This window comes from Serratia nevei (assembly GCF_024160145.1).
Classification (GTDB): domain Bacteria; phylum Pseudomonadota; class Gammaproteobacteria; order Enterobacterales; family Enterobacteriaceae; genus Serratia; species Serratia nevei_A.
The window spans coordinates 127014-152998 of sequence record NZ_JAMYWQ010000001.1 but is presented as its reverse complement, the minus strand read 5'-3'; the positions used below and the strand labels follow the sequence as shown (position 1 = coordinate 152998).

At 61.7% G+C, this 25985-nt stretch carries 20 protein-coding genes; 10 read left to right on the top strand and 10 right to left on the bottom strand.

Going from position 1 to position 25985, the window contains the following annotated elements; all coding sequences use genetic code 11:
- Positions 1–50: 50 nt before the first annotated feature.
- On the bottom strand, positions 51–1274 hold the full coding sequence (locus M6G53_RS00675; RefSeq protein ID WP_253328306.1) for an FAD-dependent oxidoreductase: 1224 nt from the start codon (positions 1272–1274) through the stop codon (positions 51–53).
- Positions 1264–2667, bottom strand: a complete 1404-nt coding sequence (locus tag M6G53_RS00670) for an NAD(P)/FAD-dependent oxidoreductase (protein WP_253328305.1) — start codon at positions 2665–2667, stop codon at positions 1264–1266. Before M6G53_RS00670 ends, M6G53_RS00675 begins: the two co-directional genes overlap by 11 nt.
- 257 nt (positions 2668–2924) lie before the next feature.
- Here M6G53_RS00670 and M6G53_RS00665 point away from each other — a divergent pair, with 257 nt between their 5' ends.
- The 3 genes from M6G53_RS00665 to M6G53_RS00655 all read left to right on the top strand — a co-directional run bounded on the left by M6G53_RS00665 (position 2925) and on the right by M6G53_RS00655 (position 6069).
- Entirely contained in the window at positions 2925–4385 is a 1461-nt protein-coding gene (locus M6G53_RS00665; RefSeq protein ID WP_253328304.1) for an FGGY-family carbohydrate kinase, read from the top strand.
- Positions 4378–5610 (top strand): ethanolamine utilization protein EutH, encoded by a 1233-nt coding sequence (eutH, locus tag M6G53_RS00660; protein WP_253328303.1) that lies wholly within the window; start codon positions 4378–4380, stop codon positions 5608–5610. Before M6G53_RS00665 ends, eutH begins: the two co-directional genes overlap by 8 nt.
- Positions 5611–5709: 99 nt before the next feature.
- On the top strand, positions 5710–6069 hold the full coding sequence (locus M6G53_RS00655) for a DUF1937 family protein (RefSeq protein WP_253328301.1): 360 nt from the start codon (positions 5710–5712) through the stop codon (positions 6067–6069).
- A 38-nt stretch (positions 6070–6107) separates the two neighbouring features.
- Here the strand turns inward: M6G53_RS00655 and M6G53_RS00650 are convergent, their stop codons facing one another.
- Positions 6108–8033 (bottom strand): DUF3857 domain-containing protein, encoded by a 1926-nt coding sequence (locus M6G53_RS00650; protein WP_253328300.1) that lies wholly within the window; start codon positions 8031–8033, stop codon positions 6108–6110.
- A gap of 123 nt (positions 8034–8156) precedes the next feature.
- Entirely contained in the window at positions 8157–8726 is a 570-nt protein-coding gene (locus tag M6G53_RS00645; protein WP_253328299.1) for a helix-turn-helix domain-containing protein, read from the bottom strand.
- A 129-nt stretch (positions 8727–8855) separates the two neighbouring features.
- Between M6G53_RS00645 and M6G53_RS00640 the strand changes: the two genes are divergently transcribed.
- Positions 8856–9752: a DMT family transporter gene (locus M6G53_RS00640; RefSeq protein WP_253328297.1), complete on the top strand. Its 897-nt coding sequence runs from the start codon at positions 8856–8858 to the stop codon at positions 9750–9752.
- 212 nt (positions 9753–9964) lie between these two features.
- Here M6G53_RS00640 and tetR read toward each other — a convergent pair whose 3' ends face one another.
- Positions 9965–10597, bottom strand: coding sequence for a tetracycline resistance transcriptional repressor TetR (tetR, locus tag M6G53_RS00635; RefSeq protein ID WP_253328296.1), 633 nt, complete (start codon positions 10595–10597; stop codon positions 9965–9967).
- Positions 10598–10661: 64 nt separating this feature from the next.
- On the opposite strand from tetR, the gene tet(41) reads away from it, so the two are divergent.
- The 3 genes from tet(41) (at position 10662) to M6G53_RS00620 (ending at position 14401) form a co-directional block, all read left to right on the top strand.
- A complete protein-coding gene (gene tet(41) / locus M6G53_RS00630) occupies positions 10662–11843 on the top strand; it encodes a tetracycline efflux MFS transporter Tet(41) (protein WP_253328295.1) in 1182 nt (393 codons plus the stop codon).
- Between the two features lie 256 nt (positions 11844–12099).
- Positions 12100–12834, top strand: a complete 735-nt coding sequence (locus M6G53_RS00625) for a MurR/RpiR family transcriptional regulator (RefSeq protein WP_253328294.1) — start codon at positions 12100–12102, stop codon at positions 12832–12834.
- Between the two features lie 130 nt (positions 12835–12964).
- Positions 12965–14401 (top strand): 6-phospho-beta-glucosidase, encoded by a 1437-nt coding sequence (locus M6G53_RS00620; RefSeq protein ID WP_301286067.1) that lies wholly within the window; start codon positions 12965–12967, stop codon positions 14399–14401.
- A gap of 48 nt (positions 14402–14449) precedes the next feature.
- On the opposite strand, the gene dsdA is transcribed toward M6G53_RS00620, so the two are convergent.
- From dsdA to M6G53_RS00605, 3 genes are all read right to left on the bottom strand, one after another.
- Entirely contained in the window at positions 14450–15784 is a 1335-nt protein-coding gene (gene dsdA / locus M6G53_RS00615; RefSeq protein ID WP_253328292.1) for a D-serine ammonia-lyase, read from the bottom strand.
- Positions 15785–15899: 115 nt separating this feature from the next.
- Positions 15900–16373, bottom strand: coding sequence for a VOC family protein (locus M6G53_RS00610; protein WP_253328291.1), 474 nt, complete (start codon positions 16371–16373; stop codon positions 15900–15902).
- A gap of 97 nt (positions 16374–16470) precedes the next feature.
- Entirely contained in the window at positions 16471–17913 is a 1443-nt protein-coding gene (locus M6G53_RS00605; RefSeq protein WP_253328290.1) for a sensor domain-containing diguanylate cyclase, read from the bottom strand.
- Between the two features lie 387 nt (positions 17914–18300).
- Between M6G53_RS00605 and M6G53_RS00600 the strand changes: the two genes are divergently transcribed.
- A complete protein-coding gene (locus tag M6G53_RS00600) occupies positions 18301–20439 on the top strand; it encodes a TonB-dependent siderophore receptor (RefSeq protein ID WP_436286506.1) in 2139 nt (712 codons plus the stop codon).
- Between the two features lie 49 nt (positions 20440–20488).
- Here M6G53_RS00600 and M6G53_RS00595 read toward each other — a convergent pair whose 3' ends face one another.
- Positions 20489–20950, bottom strand: a complete 462-nt coding sequence (locus M6G53_RS00595; RefSeq protein ID WP_253328289.1) for a GNAT family N-acetyltransferase — start codon at positions 20948–20950, stop codon at positions 20489–20491.
- A gap of 166 nt (positions 20951–21116) precedes the next feature.
- On the opposite strand from M6G53_RS00595, the gene M6G53_RS00590 reads away from it, so the two are divergent.
- Positions 21117–21284 (top strand): hypothetical protein, encoded by a 168-nt coding sequence (locus tag M6G53_RS00590; protein ID WP_253328288.1) that lies wholly within the window; start codon positions 21117–21119, stop codon positions 21282–21284.
- Positions 21285–21332: 48 nt separating this feature from the next.
- Here the strand turns inward: M6G53_RS00590 and M6G53_RS00585 are convergent, their stop codons facing one another.
- The gene (locus M6G53_RS00585) at positions 21333–23762 is read right to left on the bottom strand and encodes a DUF3772 domain-containing protein (RefSeq protein ID WP_253328287.1); all 2430 of its coding nucleotides are present in this window, start codon (positions 23760–23762) and stop codon (positions 21333–21335) included.
- A gap of 450 nt (positions 23763–24212) precedes the next feature.
- On the opposite strand from M6G53_RS00585, the gene M6G53_RS00580 reads away from it, so the two are divergent.
- Positions 24213–25943, top strand: coding sequence for an ABC-F family ATP-binding cassette domain-containing protein (locus M6G53_RS00580; RefSeq protein WP_253328286.1), 1731 nt, complete (start codon positions 24213–24215; stop codon positions 25941–25943).
- Positions 25944–25985: the final 42 nt, after the last annotated feature.

Here is a 25985-nt window from a genome sequence, read left to right as displayed (position 1 = left end):
GACGGAATACTACGGGTTTCAGGGCGTTAGACGCAAGCCGTTGCCGTTGTTCATCCGGCGGATTCGATGCTGATGTGCAGCGCATCACGCTCGCCGTCGGCCGGCAAAGCGATGTTGCGCAGCAGGATCCGCCGTTCCGGCAGGCAGCGATGCGTTTTGCGATACAGCACTTCCTCGCCCAGCCGCACCACCACCGAACCGGACACCGCCCGTTCCACCCGCATATTGATCGTGACCCGGGTGGGTTTGCCGATCAGCGCCACGTTGGCAGGCGCGGTCAGGCGGATCCGCTCGTCGTGTCGCACCGGGAGAATTTGCCGCGCCGGCGGCAGCGTGCGTTGCAGCGAACGGGCAACGGCTTCGCCAACGCGCAGCCCTTCCTGATAACACTGGTCACCCATGTCCGCCGGATGCAGCATGTTGCCGACGGCGAAATAGGCGGTGTCGGAACAGCGGCCGAACTGATCGGTCAGCGGGCAGCCGCTGTCCGGCCGCTGCGCCAGGTGGCTCTGGCGGATCAGCGTATACTCCCCGGTAAAGCGGCCGGTGAAGATCAGGCTGTCGCAGGCGATGCGCTGTTTCTCCCCAAGGCGGTTTTCCACCTCGATGGATTCGACCCGATCGCGGCCAGCAATATCGCTCACCCGCGAAGAGTAGTGGATCGGCACCCCCATCAGGCGCGCATAGAGCGCGCTCAGACGCCAGGCGACGGGCCTGTCGCCGTTTTCAATCATGGCGACGGCGCGCACGCCGGCGTTGCGCAGCGTCCACAGCGCGGAGAAACTGACCAGTTCGGTGCCAACCACCACCGGCGCCTTGCCCGGCTGCAGCCCGCGCAGATAGACGAACTGTTGCAGCGCGCCGGCGGTCAGCACGCCCTGCGGCCGCAGGCCGCTCACCAGGCGCGGATGGCGCGGCGTCTCGCGCACGCCGGTCGCCAGGATCACCCGCTGCGCTTTCAAGGTGCTGACGCCGCGGCGATCCGTGATGGTCAGCTCGCCGTCCGGTTTGATGGCGAGCACCGTCACGCCGGTGCGGATCTCCACCGGCCCGGCGCGCGCCAGTATCTTTTCGACATAGGTGGAGCCGAGCATCGGCCGGTAAAAGGTTTGCAGCCCGAAGGTGGGGTGCCGACAGTGCCTGGGCACGCCGCCCGCCTGCTGCTCCCGCTCCAGGAGAACCACCTCCTCGATCCCCGCCTGCCGCAGTGCGGTCGCCGCCGCGATCCCGGCCGGCCCGGCGCCGACAATCGCCACCTGATACTCAGTTTTCATCAATGCTCCCTACGGCCAGCGTCTGGCCAAAACGATCGCCCACCATTTCCGCCACCCGGCTGCTGCAATAAAAACCGTTGCAGCGCCCCATCATCACGCGCGTGCGCCGCCGCAGCCCGCCGATGCACTCCGGCGGCACGGCGGAATCGAACGCCGCCTCGATTTCCCGCTGGGTCACCAGCTCGCAATGGCAAACGATGCCGCCGTTGTCCGGGCGCGCGTAATCGCGCAGCGCGTAGTCGGCGAGCATCGGCATCTGCGGCCAATGCACGGTCTGCGGCGCCGTCGGCGTGAAGCACGGCGTAAAATGGTCGCGGTAAAGCTGCTCCACGTATTGCGCGATGCCGAGCGCCGCCGTCAGGCCGGTGGAGCGAATGCCCGCCACGCAGATCCACTGCCGCTCGGGATAGGGCTGAATGCGGTAGTGTTTCTGCTCGGTCGCCGGGCGCAATCCGGCATAGCTGGCGGTCACGCTGTAATTTGCCAGCGTGGGCAGCAGCCGCGTCCCCTGCTCGATCAGCTCGCGCATTTTGGATTCGTCCACCGTCGCCGTCTCGCGATCCTGCTGTTCTTCGGCGGTCGGCCCCAGCAACAGATTGCCGAAGATGGTTTTCGACAGCAGCACCCCTTTGGTGATCGCCGTCGGTACCGGCAAGATGATGGCGTTGACCTGCCCGGCGGCGGCCTTGTCGAATACCAGGAACTGCCCTTTGCGCGGGCGGATTTCAAACTCGGGCTGATGGCAGAAACTTTCTACCCGGTCGCCCTGATTGCCGGCGCAGTTGATGACGATTTTGCCGTGAAACTCGCCCCGGTTGCTGGTTAGCCGCCAGCCGGTCGGCAAGCGTTCGGCGCCGGTCACCTCGGTATTGAAGCGATAGTCGCCGCCGTGTTTGACGCCCTGCGTCAGGTAAGCCAGCGGCGTGCTCCAGGGATCGATCACGCTCTCGCCCGGCACCGCTACCGCCGCCAATGCGCCGGGCGCCAGCTGCGGTTCACGGCGATACAGCTCGGCGGCGTCGATCTGCGCCACGTCCGGCACGCCGTTGTCATGCGCCTGCTGCACGATCGCGGGCAGCGCCGCCAACTGCTGCTCGTCCCAGGCCACGACCAGCGCGCCGGTGGGCAGCAGCGGCAGATTCATTCGTTCGCGGATGGCGATAAATTCCCGGTAGCCGGCCTGCATGCAGCGCAGCTCCAGGCTGCCGCTGGGCGCATCGAAGCCGGTATGCAGCAGCGCACTGTTGGCTTTGCTGGCGCCGGACAGGATATCGCCCCCCTTTTCCAACAGCAGCGTACGGGCGCCCATCAGGCAGAATTTGCGGAATACCGCACACCCGACCACACCGCCGCCAATCACGACAATGTCCCAACCCGTTTGTTCTTCCATCATGCTGATGTCCCGTTTTGATGTGATAACCACAATAAAACCACACAATAACCGCATTTGAAATGGCAAAAACAACATAACTCCCAAAAAAAAGCCGCAGAACGGGGTGATAAGCAAAAAGTATGAGGTCGATCACGCGGGGTTATTTTATCTTGTGATTTATGTTGCTTTAATGTGTGAAATTGAAGATAGATTATTAAAACAGTCACACAACCAACATCAGGCACAATAAAAAACAAAACCTATAAGAGAGCGAAGCGATGATGAATCAACGTTATGCCGCGATTGATCAGGGAACCACCGGCACCCGGGTCGTGGTGTTCGGCGAAGACGGCAGGCACCATTCGCCGGCCAGCATGCCGCACAAGCAGATCACCCCCAATCCGGGCTGGGTGGAACACGACGCCCTGGAGATTTTGGCGAATATCCGCCGCTGTCTCAGCCAGTGCGACATGGTGGACGCCATCGGTTTAGGGCATCAGGGCGAAAGCCTGCTGGCCTGGGACGCCGACAGCGGCCTGCCGCTGTACAACGCCATCGTTTGGCAAGATCAGCGCACCGAGCCGGAGATCCAGCGCCTGAAACGCGAAGGCGTCGAGCCGCTGGTGAGGGCGAAAACCGGCCTGCCGCTCGATACCTACTTCTCCGCCAGCAAGATGGGCTGGCTGATGAACAACGCGCCGGGGGCCAGGCAGCTGGCGCAACGCGGCCGCCTGCGGCTCGGCACCATGGACGCCTTCTTCCTGTTCCACCTGTGCGGCCGGCATCTCACCGACTATAACTCGGCCTCGCGCACTTCGTTGTTCAACATTCATACCCTGCAATGGGATGAAGAGCTGTGCCGTTTGTTCGGCGTGCCGATCGACAGCCTGCCCGAGGTCAGAGACAACATCGGCCACTTCGGCGACGTCACGCTCAACGGCAAACCGGTGCCGCTGACGGCCTGCATCGTCGACCAGTTTGCCGGCACATACGGCCACGGCTGCCATCAACCGGGGCAGATGAAGATCACCTTCGGTACCGGCGCCTTTTTACAGGCGATCACCGGGCCGCGCCCGCTCGACGCCGGCGAGTCCGGCCTGTTGCCCACGCTGTGCTGGAAGCTGCCCGGCAGCGAGCCGGTGTATGGCCTGGACGGCGGCGTTTATAACGCGGCTTCCGCCATCAACTGGGCAAGAAAGATCGGCCTGTTCAGCGACGTCGATGAATTCGGCGATTTCCCGGCCCAGCCGGCCATCGCGCGCGGCCTGGCCTTTGTGCCCGCGCTTTCCGGGCTGGCCTGCCCGTATTGGGATCGCTCCGCCGCCGGGGTGTGGGCCGGCCTGTCGCTGGAAACCGAACGCAAGGATCTGCTGCAGTCGATCCTCGAAGGCATCGCCATGCGTTCCGCCGAGGTGATCAACGCCATGGATAAGTTGAAACCGATCGGCGACAGCATTTCGGTGGACGGCGGTCTGTCCGCCAACCGCTATTTCACGCAGTTCCTCGCCAACCTGATCCAAAAGCGCATCGTTACGCCCGCCAACAAAGAGATCACCGCCCAGGGCGTGGCGCAGTTGGCGCGTAAAGGGCTGGGCGTGGAACAGCCGCTCAAGGTGCTCAATCGCTATGAAGTGACGGAACCCGCCGAAGTCGATATGGCGCTCTGGTTCGCCCGCTATCAGGAAATCATCGCCCGCTCACGCGGCTTACGTTCATCGCAGGAGGAACACCATGGCTGAGTTCGGTAATTTCATCATCTATATCATCATGGCCGGCACCCTGATCGGAGCGCTGGCGTCGATCGTCAAACCGGAAGGTGAACTGGGGCGCGAGTTCGTCAACGGCATTCACGCCATCGGCCCGGTGTTTCTCGCCCAGGCGGGCATCATGGCGGCGATCCCGATCATCTCTTACCTGATCATGTACAGCATCGGCCCCTTCTTCTCGGCGCTGGGCTCCGACGCCTCGATCGCGGCGCTGGCGGTGATCGCCGTGGACATGGGCGGCTATCAGCTGGCCGACGCCATCGCCGCCAACCGCGACATGTGGATCGTCGCCATGCTGGTGGGTTACACCTCCGGGGCCAGCATCGTGTACCTGATTCCCGTCGGGCTTATCATGCTGAACCGCGACGACCATAAATATCTGGCGCTGGGCGCGATGGCGGGCCTGATCAGCATTCCGTTCGCCGTGCTGATCGCCCTGGTGACCATCACCTTCAACAACCTGCCGGTCAGGGAGATCATTTCCACCACCTCGCCCGCCGCGCACTATCTGCAGCTGGACTTCCTGCAGGCGCTGCGGCTGCTGTCGCCGCTGTTTGCCCTGTGTTTCCTGCTGGCGCTGGGCCTGAAGCTGCGGCCGGCGGCCATGGTGAAAGGGTTCCTGATCTTCGGCAAGGCGGCGGACGCCTTTATCAAACTGGTGTTGGCGCTGTGCATCATCGAGCATTTCACCGGCGTGTTTAAAAAGGTCTTCGGCGGCTGGGTATTCGATCCGTTATTCGCCGACAAAGACGAATTATTCCGCGCCATCGAGATTGCCGGTTACATCGGCATTATGTTGGCGGGCACATTCCCCATTTGTTATTTGTTCCAGCGCTATTGCCGCAAGCCGATGCATTTCATCGGCAAAAAACTCGGCCTGTCGGATACCGGCGCGCTGGGCTTTATTATGGTGCTGGCCAATATCATCGCGGTTTATCACCTGTTCAAAGGCATGCGGGCGCGCGATAAGGTGCTGTGCGTCGCCTTCGGCATCTGTGCGCAGGCGACGTTGGGCGATCACCTGGCGTTTACCGCCAACTTCCAACCTTCGCTGGTGCTGCCGATCATGATGGGTAAATTCCTCGGCGGCATGATTGCCGTGCTGATCGCCATCAAGATCTCGGTGCAGGAAGCCGAATTGCTGGAAAAACAACAGACGCAAAGGCAGCCGACGGCCATCGCCGCCGCCGCTCGCTGAATTTATCCCTGCACCAGAACAAATAAACGGGGCGCCGCCTCACGGGGAAGCTGCGCCCTTTTTTCCCCCACGATCGAGTTATTGAGAGAGAAAACGGTAATGAGAAAGATATTTTTGGCCTGCCCCTACAGCCACGCCGACGCCAACGTCGTGCAGCAACGCTTTATCGCCTGCAACGAGGTCGCCGCCGCTATCGTGCGCGCCGGCAGCGCCGTTTTTAGCCAGGTCAGCATGTCGCATCCGATCAATCTGTGTTTGCAAGAGTTCGACAAAACCGCCATCGGCAGGCTGTGGGCGCCGATCGACGCCCTGTTCATGGCGGCAATGGATGAGTTGATCGTGCTCGATTTGCCGGGTTGGCAAGAAAGCGGCGGCATCAAACGCGAGATGGACTCTTTCGCCGCGCGCGGCTGCCGCGTCAGCCTGTGGTCCGAGGTCGCGGGCGAGTTCAATTATTGAGGCCTGCGCCCCGCCGCCGAACGCGGCGGGGCATCGGCTTATTTGCCGGTGGCCAATTCGCCGTACACCACCTGGCCGCGGAAACCGCGCCGCACCTGCTGGAACAGCTCGCGGAACGCCGGGTAATCCTGCGCCTGGCACAGCGCTTCCTTGCCGCGAATGGCGTTCACCTGCAGCTGATGATTGACGATCACCTGCTGCCCGTCGCGCCGCCACGCCACGCGGTAATCGCCCGCTGCATTGCGGAATTGCCTGTCTTGCGGAATGGCGATGATCGGCACGTTGGCCGGCAGCTGCAGACGGTAGGTTTCGTCGTAGCGCTGCGCGCTGCAGTAGAACGGCGTTTCGTTGCCCGGCGCCGCCGTGGTGGTATACAGCGTGCGGAACGACTTGCCGCCGGGTGGATTCGGCAGCGTCATGCCGCCCACCACGCCGAAATCGACGTAGTCGTCCGCTTTGAAGCGGAAGCGATAACCGAACTGTTTTTTGAGATCCAGCGGATCGCTGTTCATCGCCACCTCGCCGCTGCCGTCGATGCCGGAGGCGGACATGATCGAGGCTTCGGCCTGCGCCCGGTTCTGCCGGTTGATCTGCGAGAAGTAGCCCCGCAGGTCAATCTCTTCCACTTCGCTCAGCCGACGCTCGGTTTGCCCGTGCAGATTGCCCGCTTTGTCGAACACGAAATCGACGCTCAGCGCGCTCTTGACCGGCTGCTCGTCGCTGCCCGGCGTGCGCGCCAGTTTGGCTTCGCGCGTCAGCAGCACCGGCGCCCCCAGGTCGCCTTCCGGCAGTTGCCCGAACCGCGCCCACGGATTGGTGGAGTCCAGGTACAGTTTGAACTCCGGCACGTAGGTGATGGCGTGGTTAAAGCGGCTGAGCAACGGCACTTTAGGCAGTATCGGGCCTTGGTCCATGCCGATCAGCACCGGCGAGCTTGCAATGCCTTTGGCGGCGAGCAGCGCCTCGAGGATCACCACGTGGTCCTTACAGTCGCCGTAGTGGTTGTCGAGAATGCTCTGCGCCGAATTCGGCTCCAGCCCGCCGTTGCCCAGGTACACCGCCACGTAGCGAATGTTTTGCGCCACCCAGCGGTAGAGGGCCTCCGCCTGTTCGCGCCGATCGCTGATGCCGGCGGTGATGTTGTCCGCCAGCGCCTGAATGCCCGGCGTCACCTGCGCCGCCGCGCCGGCCTTCAGCTGGTAGGCCTTGGCCAACTGCGGCCACTCGCGGTAGGTACTGGCCATGATGGTCGGGCTGAAGGTCCAGCTGTCCGCCGCCCAGTTTTGCGCCTTCATCGGCGCGCTGCGCGAATAATGCCAGCGCCAGTGCGCCTGCCCGTCGCGGATCTGCGGCTGGTCCCCGCCTTCCACGCCGCGCGTGAAGATATGCATCGGCAGCTTGGCCGGCGCCTGCAGGGTCACTTCGGCGTCGTCAAACTGATCGAAAACGCTGAACGTCTCCCACAGGCCGAAATAGTCAGGGAAATACGGGGTGTTTTGCGTGCGGCGCAGCTCATACACCACGCGCGATCCCGGCGCCAGGTTGGAGAACACGATGACGCGCACTTTGCGGTCGGCATACAGCGGCGCCGTGGCGCTGGAGTAGCTTTCCTGGGTATAGATGCGATCGGGCGCCACGTCGTGGCGCTGGCCGTCGGCGGTCAGCGTGTAGGCGGCGACCACCTCCAGCGTTTCCATTTTTTCGCTGTAGCTCAGGCGGATCTGGCTGAATTTCTCGACCGCCGCCTTGGTCTTCAGCAGCACGTCGTAGCTTTCCGTCTTCACGTTGGTGGCGTTGGCGTTGACGCGGTAATCCGCGCGATAACGCACGAAGCTGAAATCGTTGTTGGCCGTGTCGTTCTGGCTCTGATCCGCCGCGGCGGGCGGTGCAACGGCCAACACGGTGGCCGGGTGCGTTGCCGTCAAACCGGCGAATAACAGCAGGGAAGGAATAGCGATTTTCATCTTCGGTCCTTGAAGGGCAATAAACGGCGACGCCGGGCTATACGCCCGTCCCGGCGTCAAAACAGGCGGGCACACTAATATAATTGAGAATCATTTTCAATAAACGGACCTTCAACGCCCAGGTTAGCCCTGCTCTATCAGCATCACGGCGGTGGTCTCCGGCTCCAGCGCTTCGAAAACATGCTCGCGATCGGCGGCATAGCTGATGTAATCGCCGGCGCTCAGCTCCAGCGGCTGATCCGCCGGCCCCAGACGCGCCCGCCCGCTGCTGATAATCACATGCTCGACGGTGCCGGGGGGATGCGGCCGGGAAAGTTTGGCCTCGCCGGGTTGCACCCGCAGCCGATAAATATCGCGCTGCGCCCCCGGCGGGCAGGTGGCCAGCAGCGTGGCGGCGTAGTTGCCCTGCTCCGACAGCGCCGGCGTGCCTTCATGGGCGCGGATCACTTGCACCTGCCTGCTCGGCTGTGAAATCAGCCGGCTGACCGGTACATCCAGCGCCATCGCCAGCGCCCACAGCGTTTCCAGGCTGGGATTGCCGCTGCCGGCTTCCAGCTGCGACAGCGTGGATTTGGCGATGCCCGCACGCTTCGCCAGTTCGGTCACCGACAGGTTCAACCGCTCCCGCTCGCGGCGGATCGCCGCCGACAGCAGGCCGATAGGCGTGATGTTCTGCATCCGATCGTCACTCATTGTTCGCTATACCATCCATTTGTTCGACTTGACGAACACTTGTATTCGTGTTCATCATAATGTTCGATTGTTCATTTTAATGATTAATCCGCTTCACCACAAGTACGGTCAGACCACGAGGGAAACGACATGAAAACGAAAACGCGCGGCGCAGTGCAAATGATCCTCGCCATGACCATCTCCGGCACCGTGGGGTGGCCAGTGCTCGTTTTGGGGCAGCCGCCCGCGACGGTGGTGTTCTGGCGCTGCGCGTTCGGCGCGCTGGCCATGCTGGCGACCTGCGCCGCACTCGGTCAGTTGAAACAAGGTGCGATCAACCGGCGCCAGCTGGCCTTCGCCATTCTGGGGGGCATCGCGCTGGTGCTTAACTGGACGCTGCTGTTTGCCGCCTATAAGCATGCTTCGATCGCTGTCGCCACCGTCACCTACCACGTTCAGCCGTTCATGTTGGTGGCGCTGGGGGTGCTGCTGTTCGGCGAAAAACTGACGGCTCATCGGCTGGGCTGGCTTCTGTTGGCGTTCGCGGGGATGGTGTTGATCGTCACCGGCCGGCAAAGCGGCGGCGGCGGCGATGACTACCAGCTCGGCGTGGCGCTGGCGCTGGGCGCGGCCCTGATGTACGCCATTGCGGCGGCGATCGTCAAACAGCTGGCCATGCTGCCGCCGCAGCTGATCGTGTTGATTCAGTTGACCGTCGGCGCGTTGGCGCTGGCACCGTTCGCCGGCCTGAGCACGCTTCCTGCGGCCCCCATCGACTGGCTGCTGCTGGCGATCCTCGGCCTGGTGCATACCGGCTTGATGTCCACGCTGCTGTACGGCGCCATTCAGAACATCCCCACGGCTCTGGTCGGCGCCCTGTCGTTCATCTACCCGGCGGTGGCGATCGTGGTGGACTGGGCGGTGTTCGGCCACCGCCTCAGCCTGCTGCAACTGCTGGGCACGCTGGCGATCCTGGGTGCCGCGGCGGGCATGAATTTCGGTTGGCGGCTGGCGCCGGTCAGGCGGCGGGCCGATAAAACCGGTTAATCCCGCCCGCCGGGCAAGCTTTGCACAATAAGGCATTCGCCTTGCGCCGGGCGCGGTGCTATTTATTTAAACCGTGTAAGGTAGAAGGAGTTGGCTATGTGGCATCACCGCCTGCAACGGCGCATCCGTTTCAGCTACTGGAACGAACTGTGCGTCGTAAAAAACAAGGGAAGGCACAGGCCTTCCCTTTTGTCATGTGCCGAGGGCAGCCATCAGCATATGGGCGAAGATGCCGCCAATTCGGCCGCGGCACCGTCGACCAGCAGCCGTAAGCCAGCTTCGAACAGCCCGTCTGCTCCCTGCTCCTGCAGCTTATTCCAGCCTTCACACAGCAGCGGGTAGCGCCGGCGATCGGCTTCGTTCAGCGCATCATCCGGTTGCATTTGCTGCTCTTCCAGCACCCAACCCACCACGAAACGCCCGACGGCGAACAGCAGATTAACGGCGCGTTCCGGCGTAAAGCCCGCCCGGCACAGCAGCGCCACCTTGGCCTCAATCATGGCGAATTGCGGCGCCTGCGGCCGAGTGCCGGCGTGCAGGCGCGCCCCGTCGCGGTAAGCCAGCAACGCGCGGCGGAAGTTGACCGCATTGGCGGTCACCCAGGCTTGCCAGGGGATGTCGGCGGGCACCTCTTCGCGGTGATCCAACATGATGGTTTCCGCCATCGCCTTCAGCAGCTCGGCCTTGTTCTTGAAATGCCAATAGAGCGTGGGAGATTGCACGCCCAGATGTTGCGCCAGGCGGCGGGTGCTCAGGGCATCGATGCCGATGTCATCGAGCAACGCCAGCGCCCCGCGCAGGACGGTTTCACGCGTTAAACGCGCCGCACTATTTTTTTCGCTCATCTCTCTATCACTGATAGGGTAACTGTGGAATACTCCATACTCTATCACTGTTAGAGTCACAATTTTGAAAAAACCGATGTTGGTTATTTTGTTGACGGTGCTGCTGGATGCGGTGGGCATCGGTCTGATCATGCCGATTCTGCCGGCGCTGTTGCGCTCGCTGGGCGGTCTCGATGCCGGCAGCGTGCATTACGGCGCCCTGCTGGCGGCCTATGCGTTGATGCAATTCCTGTTTTCGCCGATCCTCGGCGCGCTGAGCGATCGCTTCGGACGGCGGCCGGTACTGCTGATTTCGCTCGCCGGCGCGGCGGCCGACTACCTGCTGATGGCGTTCGCGCCGACGCTGGCCTGGCTCTATCTGGGGCGGTTGCTGGCGGGCATCACCGGCGCCAACATGGCGGTCGCCACCGCTTACGTCACCGATATTACCCCTGCCGGCCAGCGCGCGCGGCGTTTCGGCCTGGTGGGCGCGGTGTTCGGCGTCGGCTTTATCGTCGGCCCGTTGCTCGGCGGTTCGCTGGGCGAATGGCATCTGCATGCGCCCTTCCTGGCGGCGGCGGTGATGAATGCTCTCAACCTGGCGATGGCGTTTTTCCTGCTGCCCGAATCGCGTCAAACACGCCCCCGCGCCGCCGAGAAAATTCGCCTTAACCCCTTCTCGTCATTGCGGCGGCTGCACGGCAAGCCCGGCCTGCTGCCGCTGGCCGGCATTTACCTGATCATGGCGCTGGTTTCGCAGGCACCGGCCACGCTGTGGATTTTATACGGCCAGGATCGTTTCGGTTGGAGCATGATGGTGGCAGGCCTCTCGCTGGCCGGCTACGGCGCCTGCCACGCGCTGTCGCAGGCCTTTGCCATCGGCCCGCTGGTCGCACGGCTCGGCGAACGCAAGGCGCTGCTGATCGGCCTGGCCGCCGACGCCCTGGGCCTGGTGCTGTTGTCTGTCGCCACGCGCGGCTGGGCGCCTTTCGCCCTGCTGCCGTTCTTCGCCGCGGGCGGCATGGCGTTGCCCGCGCTGCAAGCGCTGATGGCGCACAAGGTGGACGACGATCATCAGGGCGAGCTGCAAGGGACGCTCGCCAGCATGGGCAGCCTGATCGGCGTCGCGGGGCCACTGGTGGCGACGGCACTGTATGCCGCCACGCGCGATGTCTGGCCCGGCCTGGTGTGGGCGTTGGCCGCCGCGCTGTATCTGCTGGTACCGCCTTTGCTCGCGCGTTCACGCGCCAAACAGGCGATGCCATAACTTTGCCAATCTTTCGCTTTAGTAAGCAAAAACCGGCATTTTGCCGCCGGGATCCGCTGGCCTATGCTAACGCTGTGTGATGAAACGCGTTTTCATGGCACGTCTTCCGGAACGTTTTGCTTTACTTGTTCGTCGTGAACCCTGGGCCGCGCCTGACTGGTGCGGCTTTTCTTTTTGCCCGGCAGTGCCAGCGGCGGTGAATTTTGCTATGTTAACCCGCAGATAAGCTTCCCGTTTTCAGCCGCCGGATCGACTCATGTTTACCCATAAAGCAATCGCCGAGCTCAACGCCCTGGAGCTGATGGTTTATAACTACGTCAGCAAACACAAGAATCAAGTGATGTACATGACCATCCGCGAGCTGGCCGAGGCCGCCGGCGTGTCCACCACCACCGTGCTGCGGTTTTGCAAGAAAATGGGCTGTGACGGCTATTCGGAATTTCGCATCCGATTCAAGCTGTACCTGGAACAAACCGATGCGCCGCCGGTCGATTCCGGCATCGGCGAAATCCTCAGCTTTTTTAAAAGCGTCAGCAACGAAGAGTTTAATCAGCTGATCGATCAGGCGGTGCAACATATCGCCGCCGCCGAGCGAATTATTTTCGTCGGTATCAGCACCTCAGGCGCATTGGGGAAATATGGCGCGCGTTTCTTTTCCAACGTCGGGAAATTCAGTACCCACATCGACGATCCTTATTATCCCGTCAACAGCGACATGTATAAAAACGCGGTGGCGATCATGCTGTCGGTTACCGGCGAAACCGAAGAGATCCTGCGGCTGGCCAGCCAGTTCAGCCTGCACCACTGCAAGATCATCAGCATCACCAACAACGAAACCTCTTCGCTGGCGCGGCTGGCGGACTTCAACCTCTCCTACCACGTTCCGCAGCATTTGATCGGCGGGCATCACAATATCACCACGCAGATCCCCGTGCTTTACATTATTGAAACCATCGGTAAACGGCTCGGGCATATTAATTCGGCCAAATAAAACAGGCTGTTTTTTTATTGTGACAAATCACTTTCCACGGTGGTTTGTTATATCGTGACATTTCTTTCGGTCTTGCTACTCTATTCTCAACGCAGCGTTATTACCCTTCATTAAATAAACCGATGAGACATTGACGATGAAACAGTTGCCGAAGGATTTTCTGTGGGGGGGCGCGGTCGCCGCGCACCAGGTTGAAGGCGGTTGGGATCGGGGCGGCAAAGGGCCCAGCATCGCCGACGTGCTGTCCGGCGGCTCGCACGGCGTGGATCGCGTGATGACCGACGGCGTGCTCGACGGCTATCGCTACCCTAACCACGAAGCGGTGGATTTCTACGGCCGCTATAAGCAGGACGTGGCGCTGTTCGCCGAGATGGGCTTCAAATGCTTCCGCACCTCGATCGCCTGGACGCGCATCTTCCCGAACGGCGACGAAACGACGCCGAACGAGGCCGGTCTGCAGTTTTACGACGATCTGTTCGACGAACTGCTGAAATACGGCATCCAGCCGGTGATCACCCTGTCCCACTTCGAAATGCCTTACCATCTGGTGAAGGCCTACGGCGGCTGGAAAAATCGCCGGGTGGTGGAGTTCTTCGTGCGCTTCAGCGAGGTGGTGATGCGCCGCTACCGCGAAAAAGTGAAGTACTGGATGACCTTCAACGAGATCAACAACCAGAGCAACTATCGCTATCCGCTGTTCGGCTACTGCTGCTCCGGCGTGGATTACACCCGGGAAGACAACCCGGAACAGGCGCTGTACCAGGTGCTGCACCACCAGTTCGTCGCCAGCGCGCAGGTGGTCAAACTCGGCCATCAGATCAACCCGGAATTCAAGATTGGCTGCATGCTGGCCTGCGTGCCGTTCTACCCGTATTCCTGCAAGCCGGACGACGTGATGTACGCCGTCGAGGCGATGCACCAGCGCTATCTGTATACCGACGTGCAGATGCGCGGCTACTACCCGAGCTACCTGCTGCGCGATTGGGAACGCAAGGGGCTGAAGATCGAGATGCAGCCGCAGGACGCGCAGATCCTGCGCGAGGGCTGCACCGACTACATCGGCTTCAGCTATTACATGAGCAACGCCCTGCAGGCTAACGCGGTGGACGGCAGCGACGGCATGTTCGGCTTCCCGGGCAACGTGCCGAACCCGCACGTCAAAGCTTCCGACTGGGGCTGGCAGATCGATCCGGTCGGGCTGCGCTATTCGCTGAACGTGCTGTATGAACGCTACCAGAAGCCGCTGTTTATCGTGGAGAACGGCTTCGGTGCCTTCGACAAGGTGGAAGCGGACGGCCGGATCAACGATGACTATCGCATCGACTATCTGCGCGCCCATATCGAAGAGATGAAGAAAGCGGTGATTGAAGACGGCGTAGACCTGATCGGCTATACGCCGTGGGGCTGCATCGACTGCGTGTCGTTCACCACCGGCGAGTACGGCAAACGCTACGGCTTCATTTACGTCGACAAGCATGACGACGGCACCGGCACGCTCGAGCGTTCGCGCAAGAAGAGCTTCGACTGGTACCGCCGGGTGATCGCCAGCAACGGCGAACAGCTGTAACCGCGCGGCAGACAATCAGGGGCGATTTTCGCCCCTTTTTACTGCGCCTTATTCCGCCTGCCCGGCGGCGAGATACTTCGCCATTTCCACCGGCGGCACCATGCCACCACCGGTCGCCCACACCAGGTGCGTCGCCTGCGCCAGACTCTCGGCGCTGATGCCTTGCTCGCTGAGCGCCTTCGCATGGGCTGCAACGCGCCACGGCCCGGCCATGCCGGCCAGCGCAGACGGCTCCAGCTGAAGATGCTCGTGCTTGTCCAACAGCCCGAGCAGCGCAAACATCTCTTCGTCGCTCAGGGTGTAAAACGCGCTCAGCAGGCGCTCCATCGCCCGGCCGACAAAGCCGGAGGCGCGCCCTACCGCCAGCCCGTCCGCCGCGGTGCGGTTATCGATACCGAGATCTTGCACCGCAATGCCGTCATGCAACCCGCTGTAGACGCCGAGCAGCATGCAGGGCGAATGGGTTGGTTCGGCGAAAATACAGTGAACGTGATCGCCGAACGCCAGCTTGAGGCCAAACGCCACGCCGCCCGGCCCGCCGCCGACGCCGCACGGCAGATACACGAACAGCGGGTGCTGCGCGTCCACCACGATGCCCTGTTCGGCGAACTGCCGCTTCAGGCGGCCGCCGGCCACCGCGTAGCCGAGGAACAGGGTCTGCGAGTTTTCATCGTCGATAAAGAAGCAGCGCGGATCGTTCGCCGCCTGTTTGCGCCCCTGTTCGACCGCCACGCCGTAATCTTCGGCGTACTCCACCACCGTGACGCCGTTATCGCGCAGCTTTTGTTTCTTCCACGCCCGCGCATCCGCCGACATGTGCACGCTGACGTCAAACCCCAGCCGGGCGCTGATGATGCCGATCGACAACCCCAGATTGCCGGTCGATCCGACGGCGATGCGGTACTGGCTGAAGAACTGACGAAACTCGTCGGAAAACAGCCGGGCGTAGTCGTCGCCGGTCTGCAGCAGCCCCGCCGCCAGCGCCAGCGTCTCCGCGTGCGTCAGCACCTCGTAGATGCCGCCGCGCGCCTTGATTGAGCCGGAGATCGGCAGATGGCTGTCCTTTTTCAGCAGCAGCTTCCCGCCAAGCCGCAGCCCGTAGCGCCGATCCAACGCCTGCTGCATGGCGGGGATCGCCACCAGTTCGGATTCGATAATCCCCCCGGTCGCTTGAGTCTCGGGGAAGGCCACGGCGAGATAAGGCGCGAAGCGCGCCAGGCGCTGCTCCGCTGCGGCGACGTCGGCGGCGCTCAGGCCGACATGGGGCAAGCCTGCGGCCAGCGTTGTCGCGCGCGGATTGAACCAGGTGATCGGCTCGAGGGCGACCATTCGTTGCAACAGCGGATGCTGCGCAACCCACGGTTGAATCTGTGATTTTTGCATAACTGTTCCTGACTGATTTGGCGTTGCCGTCACCATGCCGCGAACGCCGGCGGCTGACAAATGATAAATACTGAGCTTGAGGTGCAGCAGATTGATGCAAGCGCGGCGCCAGCCGCTAGTCCCGCGCCGCCGCTTCCAGGCCGGCGATGTCGATTTTGCCCATCATCAGCATCGCCTCCGTCACCCGCCGCACGCGCGCGGCGTCGGGATCGTTCATCAGTTCCGTCAGGCGCCGCGGCACGATCTGCCAACACAGCCCCCAGCGATCGCGCAGCCAGCCGCACTGCTCCGCCTCGCCGCCGTCGCTCAGCGTTTCCCACAGCCTGTCCACTTCCGCCTGATCGTCGCACTCCACCATGATGGAAAAGCTGTGGTTGAACGGATCCAGCGGCCCGGCTTCTATCGCCGCATAGCGCTGGTCGCCCAGGGTGAAGGACGCCAGCTTGACGCTGCCGGCGGGGCCACTCGGCGTCTCGGCCGGCAGCTCGGAAAACCAGTTCACGGACGAACCGGGGATCAGCGCGACATAACAGTTCAACGCTGCTTCCATCTCTTTTTCAAACCACAGATGTTGCGTAATTCTGGCCATCGGCGTCTCCGTTTTAGCGTTGGAGAGAAATACGCGGGCGAAGTCGCCTGCGCGCCCTACCAGTTTAGACGGCCTGTGCGCGGCCCGGATCGGAAGTTCAGCGTTCGCCATCAACCGAGGGGGAAAATTCCGGCGTGGCGACGCGGTTACGGCCGGCGTGTTTTGCTTTGTACACCGCCAGATCGGCCAGCTTCAGCAGATCGGCCAGGCTGTGGCCGGAACCGCCCAGGCAGGTCACCATACCGATGCTGACGGTGATCTGCAGCGGATGGCCGGCCGGCATGGTGATCGACTCCGCTTCGATGCGTTGCCGCAGCCGTTCGGCCAGTTGCAACCCCTGCTGCGGCTGGCCAAGCGTCGAGACGATGGCAAACTCTTCGCCCCCCATGCGGCCGAACAGATCGTCGACGCTCAGATCGGCGGCGATCGCCCGGGTAAAGGCCATCAGCGCCTGATCGCCGCCGGCATGGCCGAAACGATCGTTAATCGATTTGAAATAGTCGATATCGAGCATCATGACGCACACCAGCTCGCCTTTTTGGTCGATCACCCGCTCACCGCGCTGCATAAACGCATTGCGCGTCAGTACGTGCGTCAACGCATCGTGATTGGCCACGTGCTCCAGCGTGCGTAACAGCGCGTTGCGCGCATAGTTCATGCTGGCGACGGCGATCGGCCCCAGCGCCAACAGCGCGATGCCCAAACGCATCGACACCGCGTTTTGCAACACCTTCATGTCGAGCGTCGTGCTCAGCAACCCAAAATCGATCGCCAGATGGCACCACAGCACGTAAACCAGGACCGCGATCATGGTGCTGAACAGCGAAAAGGACATCGCCAGCCACAGCAGCCCCGGCATCGGGAAGATCACGGCGCCGGGGCCGCCGATCAGCACGCTGCAAACCGCCGCCAGCACCAGCAGCGCCAATACGGCCAGTTTCCGCCCCACATGCGTCCACTGGCGGCGCTGCATCAGCATGGCGCAGGCCGCGCGCAGGCGCAGGTGCCCATCGGCGGGAAAGACCAGAATAAACGGCATCAGCGTGACGTAATTGGTGAATTCGGAAGAGAACCACAGCACCACCGAGGTCAGATAGGGTTTGCCGAACAACCACTGCGAGGCAACGGCCCCCACTACGCCGGTAGCGGCGGCGGCGGCCAGGCAGATAGCGAACAGGTACATGCTGGAAGCGCCGCGCTGCAACATGCGTGCCGGCGGCGAGAGCCGCATGAACATCAGATACCCTACCACTACGCCGGTCAGGTTGGCGGCGTTCAGCAGCAGCGCCTTTTCCAACGAACTGCCGGTCAGCAGATCCGCCGCCAGATAACCCAGCACCGCCATTCCCCAACCGGCGCCCGTGGCCCACTGCGGACGGCGGACCAATACCGCCAGCAGCACGGCATTCGCCGGCCAGAATATCGCCAGAAAGCCACCGGGGCGGCTCAGGATACCCAGCAGGCACAGTACGAACACCAGCAAGAAAACGGTGATCGCAGGCCAGATTTTCCGGGTAGCGGACAACGAAGTGGTTTGCATCTTGGATCCAGAGACTTCCGCTTGCGTAAGGTGACAATCTGTTGGCGTCATGCCCGTCGGCAATGAGAAGAATATTAACGACCGACCCCACTATTATTGCCAGTTTTACCGGCTCGGACACCTGTTTATTCATCAAGGAAAAATATATTTGTGTATCAATATATTGACGATACTCACCCATCTGGCGCAGAAACTGCCAAGGCATCCCGACCGTCTTGATCATTATGGTCAACTCGTCGGATTTTTATCGCTAAAACCACCGTCTTTTTCTTTGATGACAAAATAAAATCGGGCAATGCGCGGATCTCTCCTTTGCCCTCTATGCAAGCCAAGTAAACAATAATTATAATGATAATCGTTATTATTTATAATTTAACATGGAATGATATGCACCAGTCAGTTCTTCGCCACCCCAATAAAAGAAATAAAAATCACGTTCTTCGTACGCTGCCCCTGCTTGCCGGCCTGTTCCCCGCCCTGGCGATCGCCGCCGCGCCCGACGCAAAAAAGGAAGACGCCATCACGGTGACCGCCACCGCCCTGCCTGCCGGCAGCTATAGCGCCGATACCGCCTCAACCGGCAGCAAAACCGCCACGCCAATCGGTGAACTGCCGCAATCGGTCAGCGTCGTTACCTCGCAGGTGATTGACGACTTCCAGGTCAAAAGCGTCAATGACGCGATGAAATTCGTCAGCGGCGTCACCCAGGGTAACACGCTCGGCGGCACCGAGGATGGCTTCGTCAAACGCGGTTTCGGGGTTAACTCCGACGGTTCGGTGTTCATCGACGGCGTGCGCAGCAACCAGGGGCTGAGCATGGACGCCACCACCGATCGCGTCGAGGTGCTGAAAGGTTCCGCTTCGCTGCTGTATGGCATCCTCAGCCCCGGCGGCGTCATCAACCTGATCAGCAAAAAACCGCAGTATGACTGGAACACCCGCATTAGCGGCGCCACCAACAGCTTCGGCGGCGGCAGCGGCAGCGTCGATGTGACCGGCCCGCTGGGCGGCGGCTTCGCCTTCCGCCTGATCGCCGAGCGCCAGCACGAGGATTACTGGCGTAACTTCGGCAGCGACGAACACACGCTGATCGCTCCTTCACTCAGCTGGTTCGGCGACCAGGCTTCCTTTAACATCGCCTACAGCGAGTACAAATACGACATTCCTTACGATCGCGGCACCGCGTTTATCGACGGCAAACCGGTCGATGTGCCCTATAACCGCCGGCTGGATGACTACGCCAACCGCGCCTGGGGCAAGAACAAACGTCTGAACGCCCATTATGAATATGCGCTGGATCCGATCTGGACCACCCGCCTCAACTACGCCTGGCTGCAGCGCCGTTACGACAGCAACGAAGTGCGCGCCACCGCGATCGACACCGCGACCGGCATCGTTTCGCGCCGCGCCGACGCCAACCGCGGCTTCAATCACCAGACCGATTATTATTCCTGGGATGTGACCGGTTCGCCGGAAGTGTTCGGCATGCAACACGATCTGCTGCTGGGCGTGGACTACGAGAAGAACCAGACTTACAAGGCCTACTCCTATCGCGGCAAGGTGTCGAAGACGTTCAACATGTACGATCCGGCGTATGGCGAAGCGCCCGTCACCGACAGCACCACCTACAACGACGCATTGAGCAACCTGCGCACGACGCTGTTCAGCCGCTCCCTGTACGCCAAGGACAGCATTCATCTCACCGACCGGTGGATTGCGGTGCTCGGCGCCCGCTATCAGTCGTATTACCAGAACAACAGCAACGGTTTCCAGAAGCCGAAAAATACGCTCAATGACAAAGACGATCAGTTTTTGCCGCAGGCGGGGCTGGTGTATAAGCTGACGCCGAACCTGTCTCTGTACGGTAACTACAGCCGTTCCTTCACGCCGTCCACCGCCATCGACGATAACGGCAACGTCGCCACGCCGGAAACCGGCACCACCTATGAGGTGGGCGGCAAATGGCAGATCACCCCGGCGTTCGACGCCACGCTGGCGCTCTATCGTATTGAAGAAAGCAATATGTCGATCTTTATCAACGGCGTGACCCGCAGCATTCCCAAGGCGCGATCCACCGGTGCTGAACTGGAGTTGAACGGCGAAGTGGCGCCCAACTGGGATCTCACCGCCAACTACAGCTACGATAAAACCGAGATCGTCGAAGACAACCTCAATCCGGCCAACGTCGGCAACCGGCTGGTCAACGCCCCGACCAACATGGGCGGCCTGTATCTCAGCCACCGCATGACGCTGCCGGTGGTGCCCGGCGAGGTGCGCGTGGGCGGCGGTGCGCGCTATGTCGGCCGCCGCGCCGGCGATCCGGAGAACAGCTTCACCATGCCGGCCTACACCGTGGCGGATGCCTTTGTCGCCTGGGACAGCAAGCTGCTTGGCAAACATACTCAGCTGAAACTGAATGTGAAAAACCTGTTTAACCGCGAATACTACGCCTCCAGCGCCGGTAACCTGCGCGTGATTGAAGGCGAACCGCGCAGCCTCAGCCTGCAGGCGACGGTCGATTTCTAACCCCCCATCTCCGGGCGCCGTTTGGCGCCCGTTTTCTTTTCGCCCGGCGTCAAAGCGCCTTGCGGTACATCACAAAACCGGGGCGCTCCGCCACCTTGTCATACAGCCGCATGGCGGTCTGGTTGGTTTCGTGGGTATTCCAGTAAACACGCGGCAGCCCCAGCTGCTGCGCACGTTCATAGACCGCCGCGATCAGCGCCCTCGCCACGCCTTTGCCGCGCACCCTCTGCGCCGTGAACAGATCCTGCAGATAACAGTTAGGCTGTAGCTGGATGGTGCTGCGGTGCAGGAGATAGTGCGTCAACCCGACCACCTGGCCCTGATGTTCGGCGACCAGCGCAAACATCGGTTCGTAGGCGTCGAAAAAACGCCGCCAGGTGGCCTGCGTCACCTCGTCCGGCAGCGCCGTTGCCCCCTCACGGCCGTAAAATGCGTTATACCCTTGCCACAGCGCCAGCCAGGCGGCGTAATCCCGCGCTTCCAGCGGTCTGACCACGATGCTTTCGTTCATGATGTCCCCTGTCGATGATGTAGAAATTGCCCCGCCTCCAGCATAGAACAGCTGAGGTCAACGCGCAGGCGGCGGCATCACATCGGCGAGAAAATCCACCGGCGAGCGGTGGCGTTCGCTTTCCCGACATATACTTAAGGGATAAATCGCAATGGAGGACGGTGGAATGAAGAAGATTATTCTCGTGTTTTTGATGCTGATGCTGAGCGGGTGTATCGGCGGCGGTGGCGGTCCGTCAAATGCTCCGCCGGCGTCGCCGAATGAGCCGTATACCTGCAGCAACTCCGGTGCCAACAGCGACTGCTCGCAATCGGTGGAGCCGTCGATGTACTAGCCGCGCTGGGCGGACCGTCGATAAACGGCCCGCCGCCTCAGGCCTGAACTAAGAAGACTGCTCCTCTTCGTTGGCCTGATATCGCGTCGCCTGCTGTTTCATGAACACCACTTCCTGCGGGCTGGACAAGCTCACTTCCTGCGCGCGCAGCAGCTTGAGGATGTTGAACAGCAGTTCGCTCTTGGTGGCGCCGACCATGCGCGGGCTCGGCACGTAGCCGGTCACGCTCAGGATAATGCCGTCCGGCCCCAGCTGGCTGAAGCGTACATAAGGCGCCGGCGTTTCCAGAATGGTTTCGTACTCGTTGTAAGCGCTGAGCAAGATATTGCGCACCTGCTCCGGATCGATGGAGGTCGGGAAGGTCAGCGCGATGGTCACCACCCCTTGCGCGTTGCCCATGGTGGCGTTGCGCACGTTCTGCGAGATCAGCTGCGAGTTCGGCACGATCATGGTGGAACGGTCGCTGAGCTGGATTTCGGTGGCGCGTACGTTGATGCGCCGCACGTCGCCTTCCACGCCGCCGATGCCGATCATATCCCCTACCTTCACCGGGCGCTCGGTCAGCAGAATCAGGCCGGAAATAAAGTTCTTCACGATCTCCTGCAAACCGAAACCGATACCGACCGACAGGGCGCTGACGATCCACGCCAGGTTGCTCCATTGGATACCCAGCGCCGCCAGGGTGATCAGAATCACCAGCACATAGCCGATATTGCTGAACAGCGTCACCAGCGAGGCGCGGATGCCGACGTCCGAAATGGTTTTCGGCAGCAGTTCGGATCCCAGCCAGCGCCGCACCGCGCGCAGAATGTAGATACCGATCGCCAGGCAGATCACGGCATTGAGCAAGTTGCCGGGCACGATGTTGAAACGCTGCAACCCTTCACCGGTCAGAATGGAGACGATTTTCTCCATTAGCGAGCCTGGCGTGGTGCTGCCGAACGAGCCGTTGAACAGCGCGACGATCATCAACAGCAACAGTGAACATTTGGCCAGCGCGGTGGTGATGATCGCCATCTGCTCCAGATGACGATCCTTGAAGCTGAGAGTTTTCTTCAGCATCTTGCCGCTGACGGTCTGCGGCGAAAACAGCGCGGCGCACAAATCGGTGGCGAACAGCACCATAAAGTAGAACGCCATCAGCACCAGCACCACCCAGATCAACTGGTAGGTCAGGAAGCGGGCGAAGGCGATGTAGCCGATGAGCAGGGAAAGCAGGATCACCATCGAACAGACCAGGGTAACGATGTGCACCAGGCCGCCGATCAGCGTGCGTTTTTCCAGGTGCGCGCCCTGCTGTTCCAGACGGCGACGAATGCGTTGGCCGCGCAGCGGCGCCGCCAGCAGCACCATGCCGATCAGGCCCGCCACCAGGCCGTTGCCGAAGATGGTGGTGGCCAATGAGGCGCTGACGACGTTGTTGATAAGCTCGACGGTGCCGAACGCCAGCGCCAGGCCGGCCAGCAGCGGCGAGAAGTAACGCAGCCCGGCGGCCACGTCGTTATCCATGGAAGCCAGACGCCACGACGGGCGATTCAACGACAGCGCCGCACGCCCCAGCCCGGCGATCAGCGCGCAGAAAATCCCCAGGCGATTGAAGCCTTCGGCGAAATCCTCCAGCGTCACCGGCAGCGGCTGCACGCGCACAAAGACGTAATACAGCAGGTTCAGCGCGATCGAGGTGGTGATCACCGTCACCGCCACGGTGACGATCGCCATGAAGCTGCGGCGCAGTCGCCCGTCCGGCAGGAAACGGATGCTGACCCAGGCGAGGAAGCGCTCGGAAAAATAGCGCCCCCAGGACCAGACGATCACCGCCAGCGCCAGCAATGCCAGCGTGCCGTAACGCCACTCGTCCTGCCAGCTGGCGTCCCAGGCCGCTTTCATCTCGGCGTTGAACTGATCCAGCCGCTGCACGTCATCCGCGGACGGCTGCACCACCGGCGCCCAGAATTTGATGCCCAAAATACTGCCGGTATTCAGCGCCAGCTGGGTTTTAAACGCCACCCGGCGCAGATCGCCGATCTGCTGCCCCAGATCGAAGGCGCTGCTTTTGATGGCCTGCGCGCGTTTTACCGCATCGTCCAGCTGTTTCTTGCTGTTGTTCAGCGCGTTGCGCTGCTGGGCCACCGCCGGGGTTTCCGGCAGCGCGCCGGCCGCCGGCGCCGGCCCCAGAACGTCCAGCTGCGCCTGCAGTTTCTCCTGCAGCGGCTGCAGATCGGCAGACAGTTTGTCCATGCCCGCGACCAGATCGTCGGTCGCCAGCCGCAGCTTGCTGAGCTGGGTGTCGGTGGTGGCTTTGGACACCAGCTGTTTCATGCTGTCCAACTGCTTTTGCGCGGCTTTCAGCTGCGTGGCGGGATCGGGTGCGCTTTCGGCGGCGGGATCATCCTGGGTGGCGGCGACGGCGCCGAGCGGCGTCAGCTGCAAACCCAACAGCAATAACAACAACAGCAGGAACGGACGAGGCTTTAACATAAATTCAGTGCTCAGCATCATTATCTGATAGACAGACGAACAGGCGGCGGATGAACCGTCGCTTAACCATAAACGCTAATTATAATAGCTGCTTAATGTCGGCCGAAATACAGTAATTATTCCCATTGTGTGCCACGCGCTGCCGCCGTACTTAGCCTGCTGATTATTCAGGCGCTTTGACACTGGCGGCTCGGCGTAAAGCGCTCTATACTCCTGCCACCGATTAACCCGCAACCAATAAAAGGAGACTGACTATGCTGACGTGTGAATTGTTTTTTCACTCACACTTCTTTGGTAATCGTCGCCGCTCAAGCATTACCGGTATCGTGCTGCGATAACCCAGCTTGAGCGAAGCTTACTAAAATCCAGGATCTTCCCTCCGGCTTACCGGGTTGTCGTCAGCGATGTTTGACGATAGGCATTGTCATGCCTGTAACTCTTGAGTAAGCAATGAGCACACTACTGTCTGCACAATCTGTCGGTTACGACAACGCGTTCGGCGTCCTGCTGAGCGAGATTTCCTTCAGCCTGAAAACAGGCGATCGCATCGGTTTGATCGGCGACAACGGCTGCGGCAAAAGCACCCTGCTGCAACTGCTCAGCGGCGCCCTGCCCATCCACAGCGGAATGGTGACATTGTCACACCAATGCCTGATGGCGCGCATCGAACAACACCTGCCGTCTGAGCTGCACGCCAGCACCCTGCTGGATGCGGTACTGGCGCAGTTACCCGCGGGCCAACACCTCAGCGAACGCTGGCGCTGTGAAGCGCTGCTTGCCGAGCTGGGGTTTGAACCGGCGAGCTGGGCGTTGACCGCCGGCACCCTCAGCGGCGGCCAGCACACCCGCCTGCTGCTGGCGCGCGCGCTGATCCGCCAGCCCGATCTGCTGCTGCTCGACGAACCCAGCAACCACCTGGATCTGCCCACGCTGCTGTGGCTGGAGCAGTTCTTGCGCAGCTGGAGCGGCAGCTTCGTGCTGGTATCGCACGATCGCTATTTGCTCGACCAGGTGACCAACTGCACCTGGATCCTGCGCGACAAAACGCTGCAGTGCTTCCGTTTGCCCTGCTCCGCTGCGCGCGCCGCGCTGGCGGAACAGGACGCTGCGGATGAGCACCGTCGCCAGGCCGAGCAAAAAGAGATCGATCGGGTGGAAAAAAGCGCTAAACGCCTGGCGACCTGGGGCAAGGTCTACGACAACGAAGATCTGGCGCGCAAAGCCAAGCAAATGGAAAAGCGTGTCGATCGGTTGAAGGAAGAACAGACCACCCTGACCGCCGGCAGCCCGTGGCGGCTGCGATTACAGGGAGAGGCGCTGGACGCCGATCGCCTGCTGGCGCTGCCGCAATGGGCCGTGCGCCCGGCGCCGGATGCGCCGGTGCTGTTCAGCCTGGAGCATCTGCGCGTCAAAAGCGGCGATCGCATCGCCATCGTCGGGCGCAACGGCTGTGGCAAATCGTCGCTGCTGCGTTTGCTGTGGCAGGCATATCAGCAGCCCACCGAACGCCCGGCGATCTTCCACCCGCGCGTGCGCATCGGCTATTACGATCAGAGCCTGCAACAGCTGCGCGATGAAGACACGTTGAGCGAAGCGCTGGCGCAGTTTGCGCCGCTGACCGAGGAACAGCGGAAAATGGCGCTGATCGGCGCCGGTTTCCCTTACCTGCGCCACCATCAGCAGATCCGTTCGCTGAGCGGCGGCGAGCGTTCGCGGCTGCTGTTCGTCGGCCTGACGCTGGCCAACCATTCGCTGCTGCTGCTGGACGAGCCCACCAACCACCTGGACATGGCGGGCAAAGAAGAGCTGGCGGAAACGCTGCGCCAGTTCGCCGGCGCCGTCATGTTGGTCACCCATGACCGGATGCTGATCGAACAGAGCTGCAACCGCTTTTGGCTGATCGACCAGCAAAAACTGGAGGAGTGGCACGATCTGGCGCCGGTGTATCAGCGCCTGGCGGGCGAAGCGCCGGCGCTGCCGACGGCGAACCCAGCCAACGCAGAAAACCCGACGCCGGCCGAGCGGCTGGAAGGCGAAGACGCGCTGTTGACCGCCCTGTTTACCCTCGAAAGCAAACTGGCGGACGATCTGGCGCGCAAGCCGAAGCACCAGAAACCGGCGCTGCAGGCGCGCTGGCGCCGCGAGATTGCCGACATCACCGCCCGATTGAATCTGGGCTAACCCAGACAGGCCGCCGGGCGGCGGCCTGTTTTTTGACGGAGA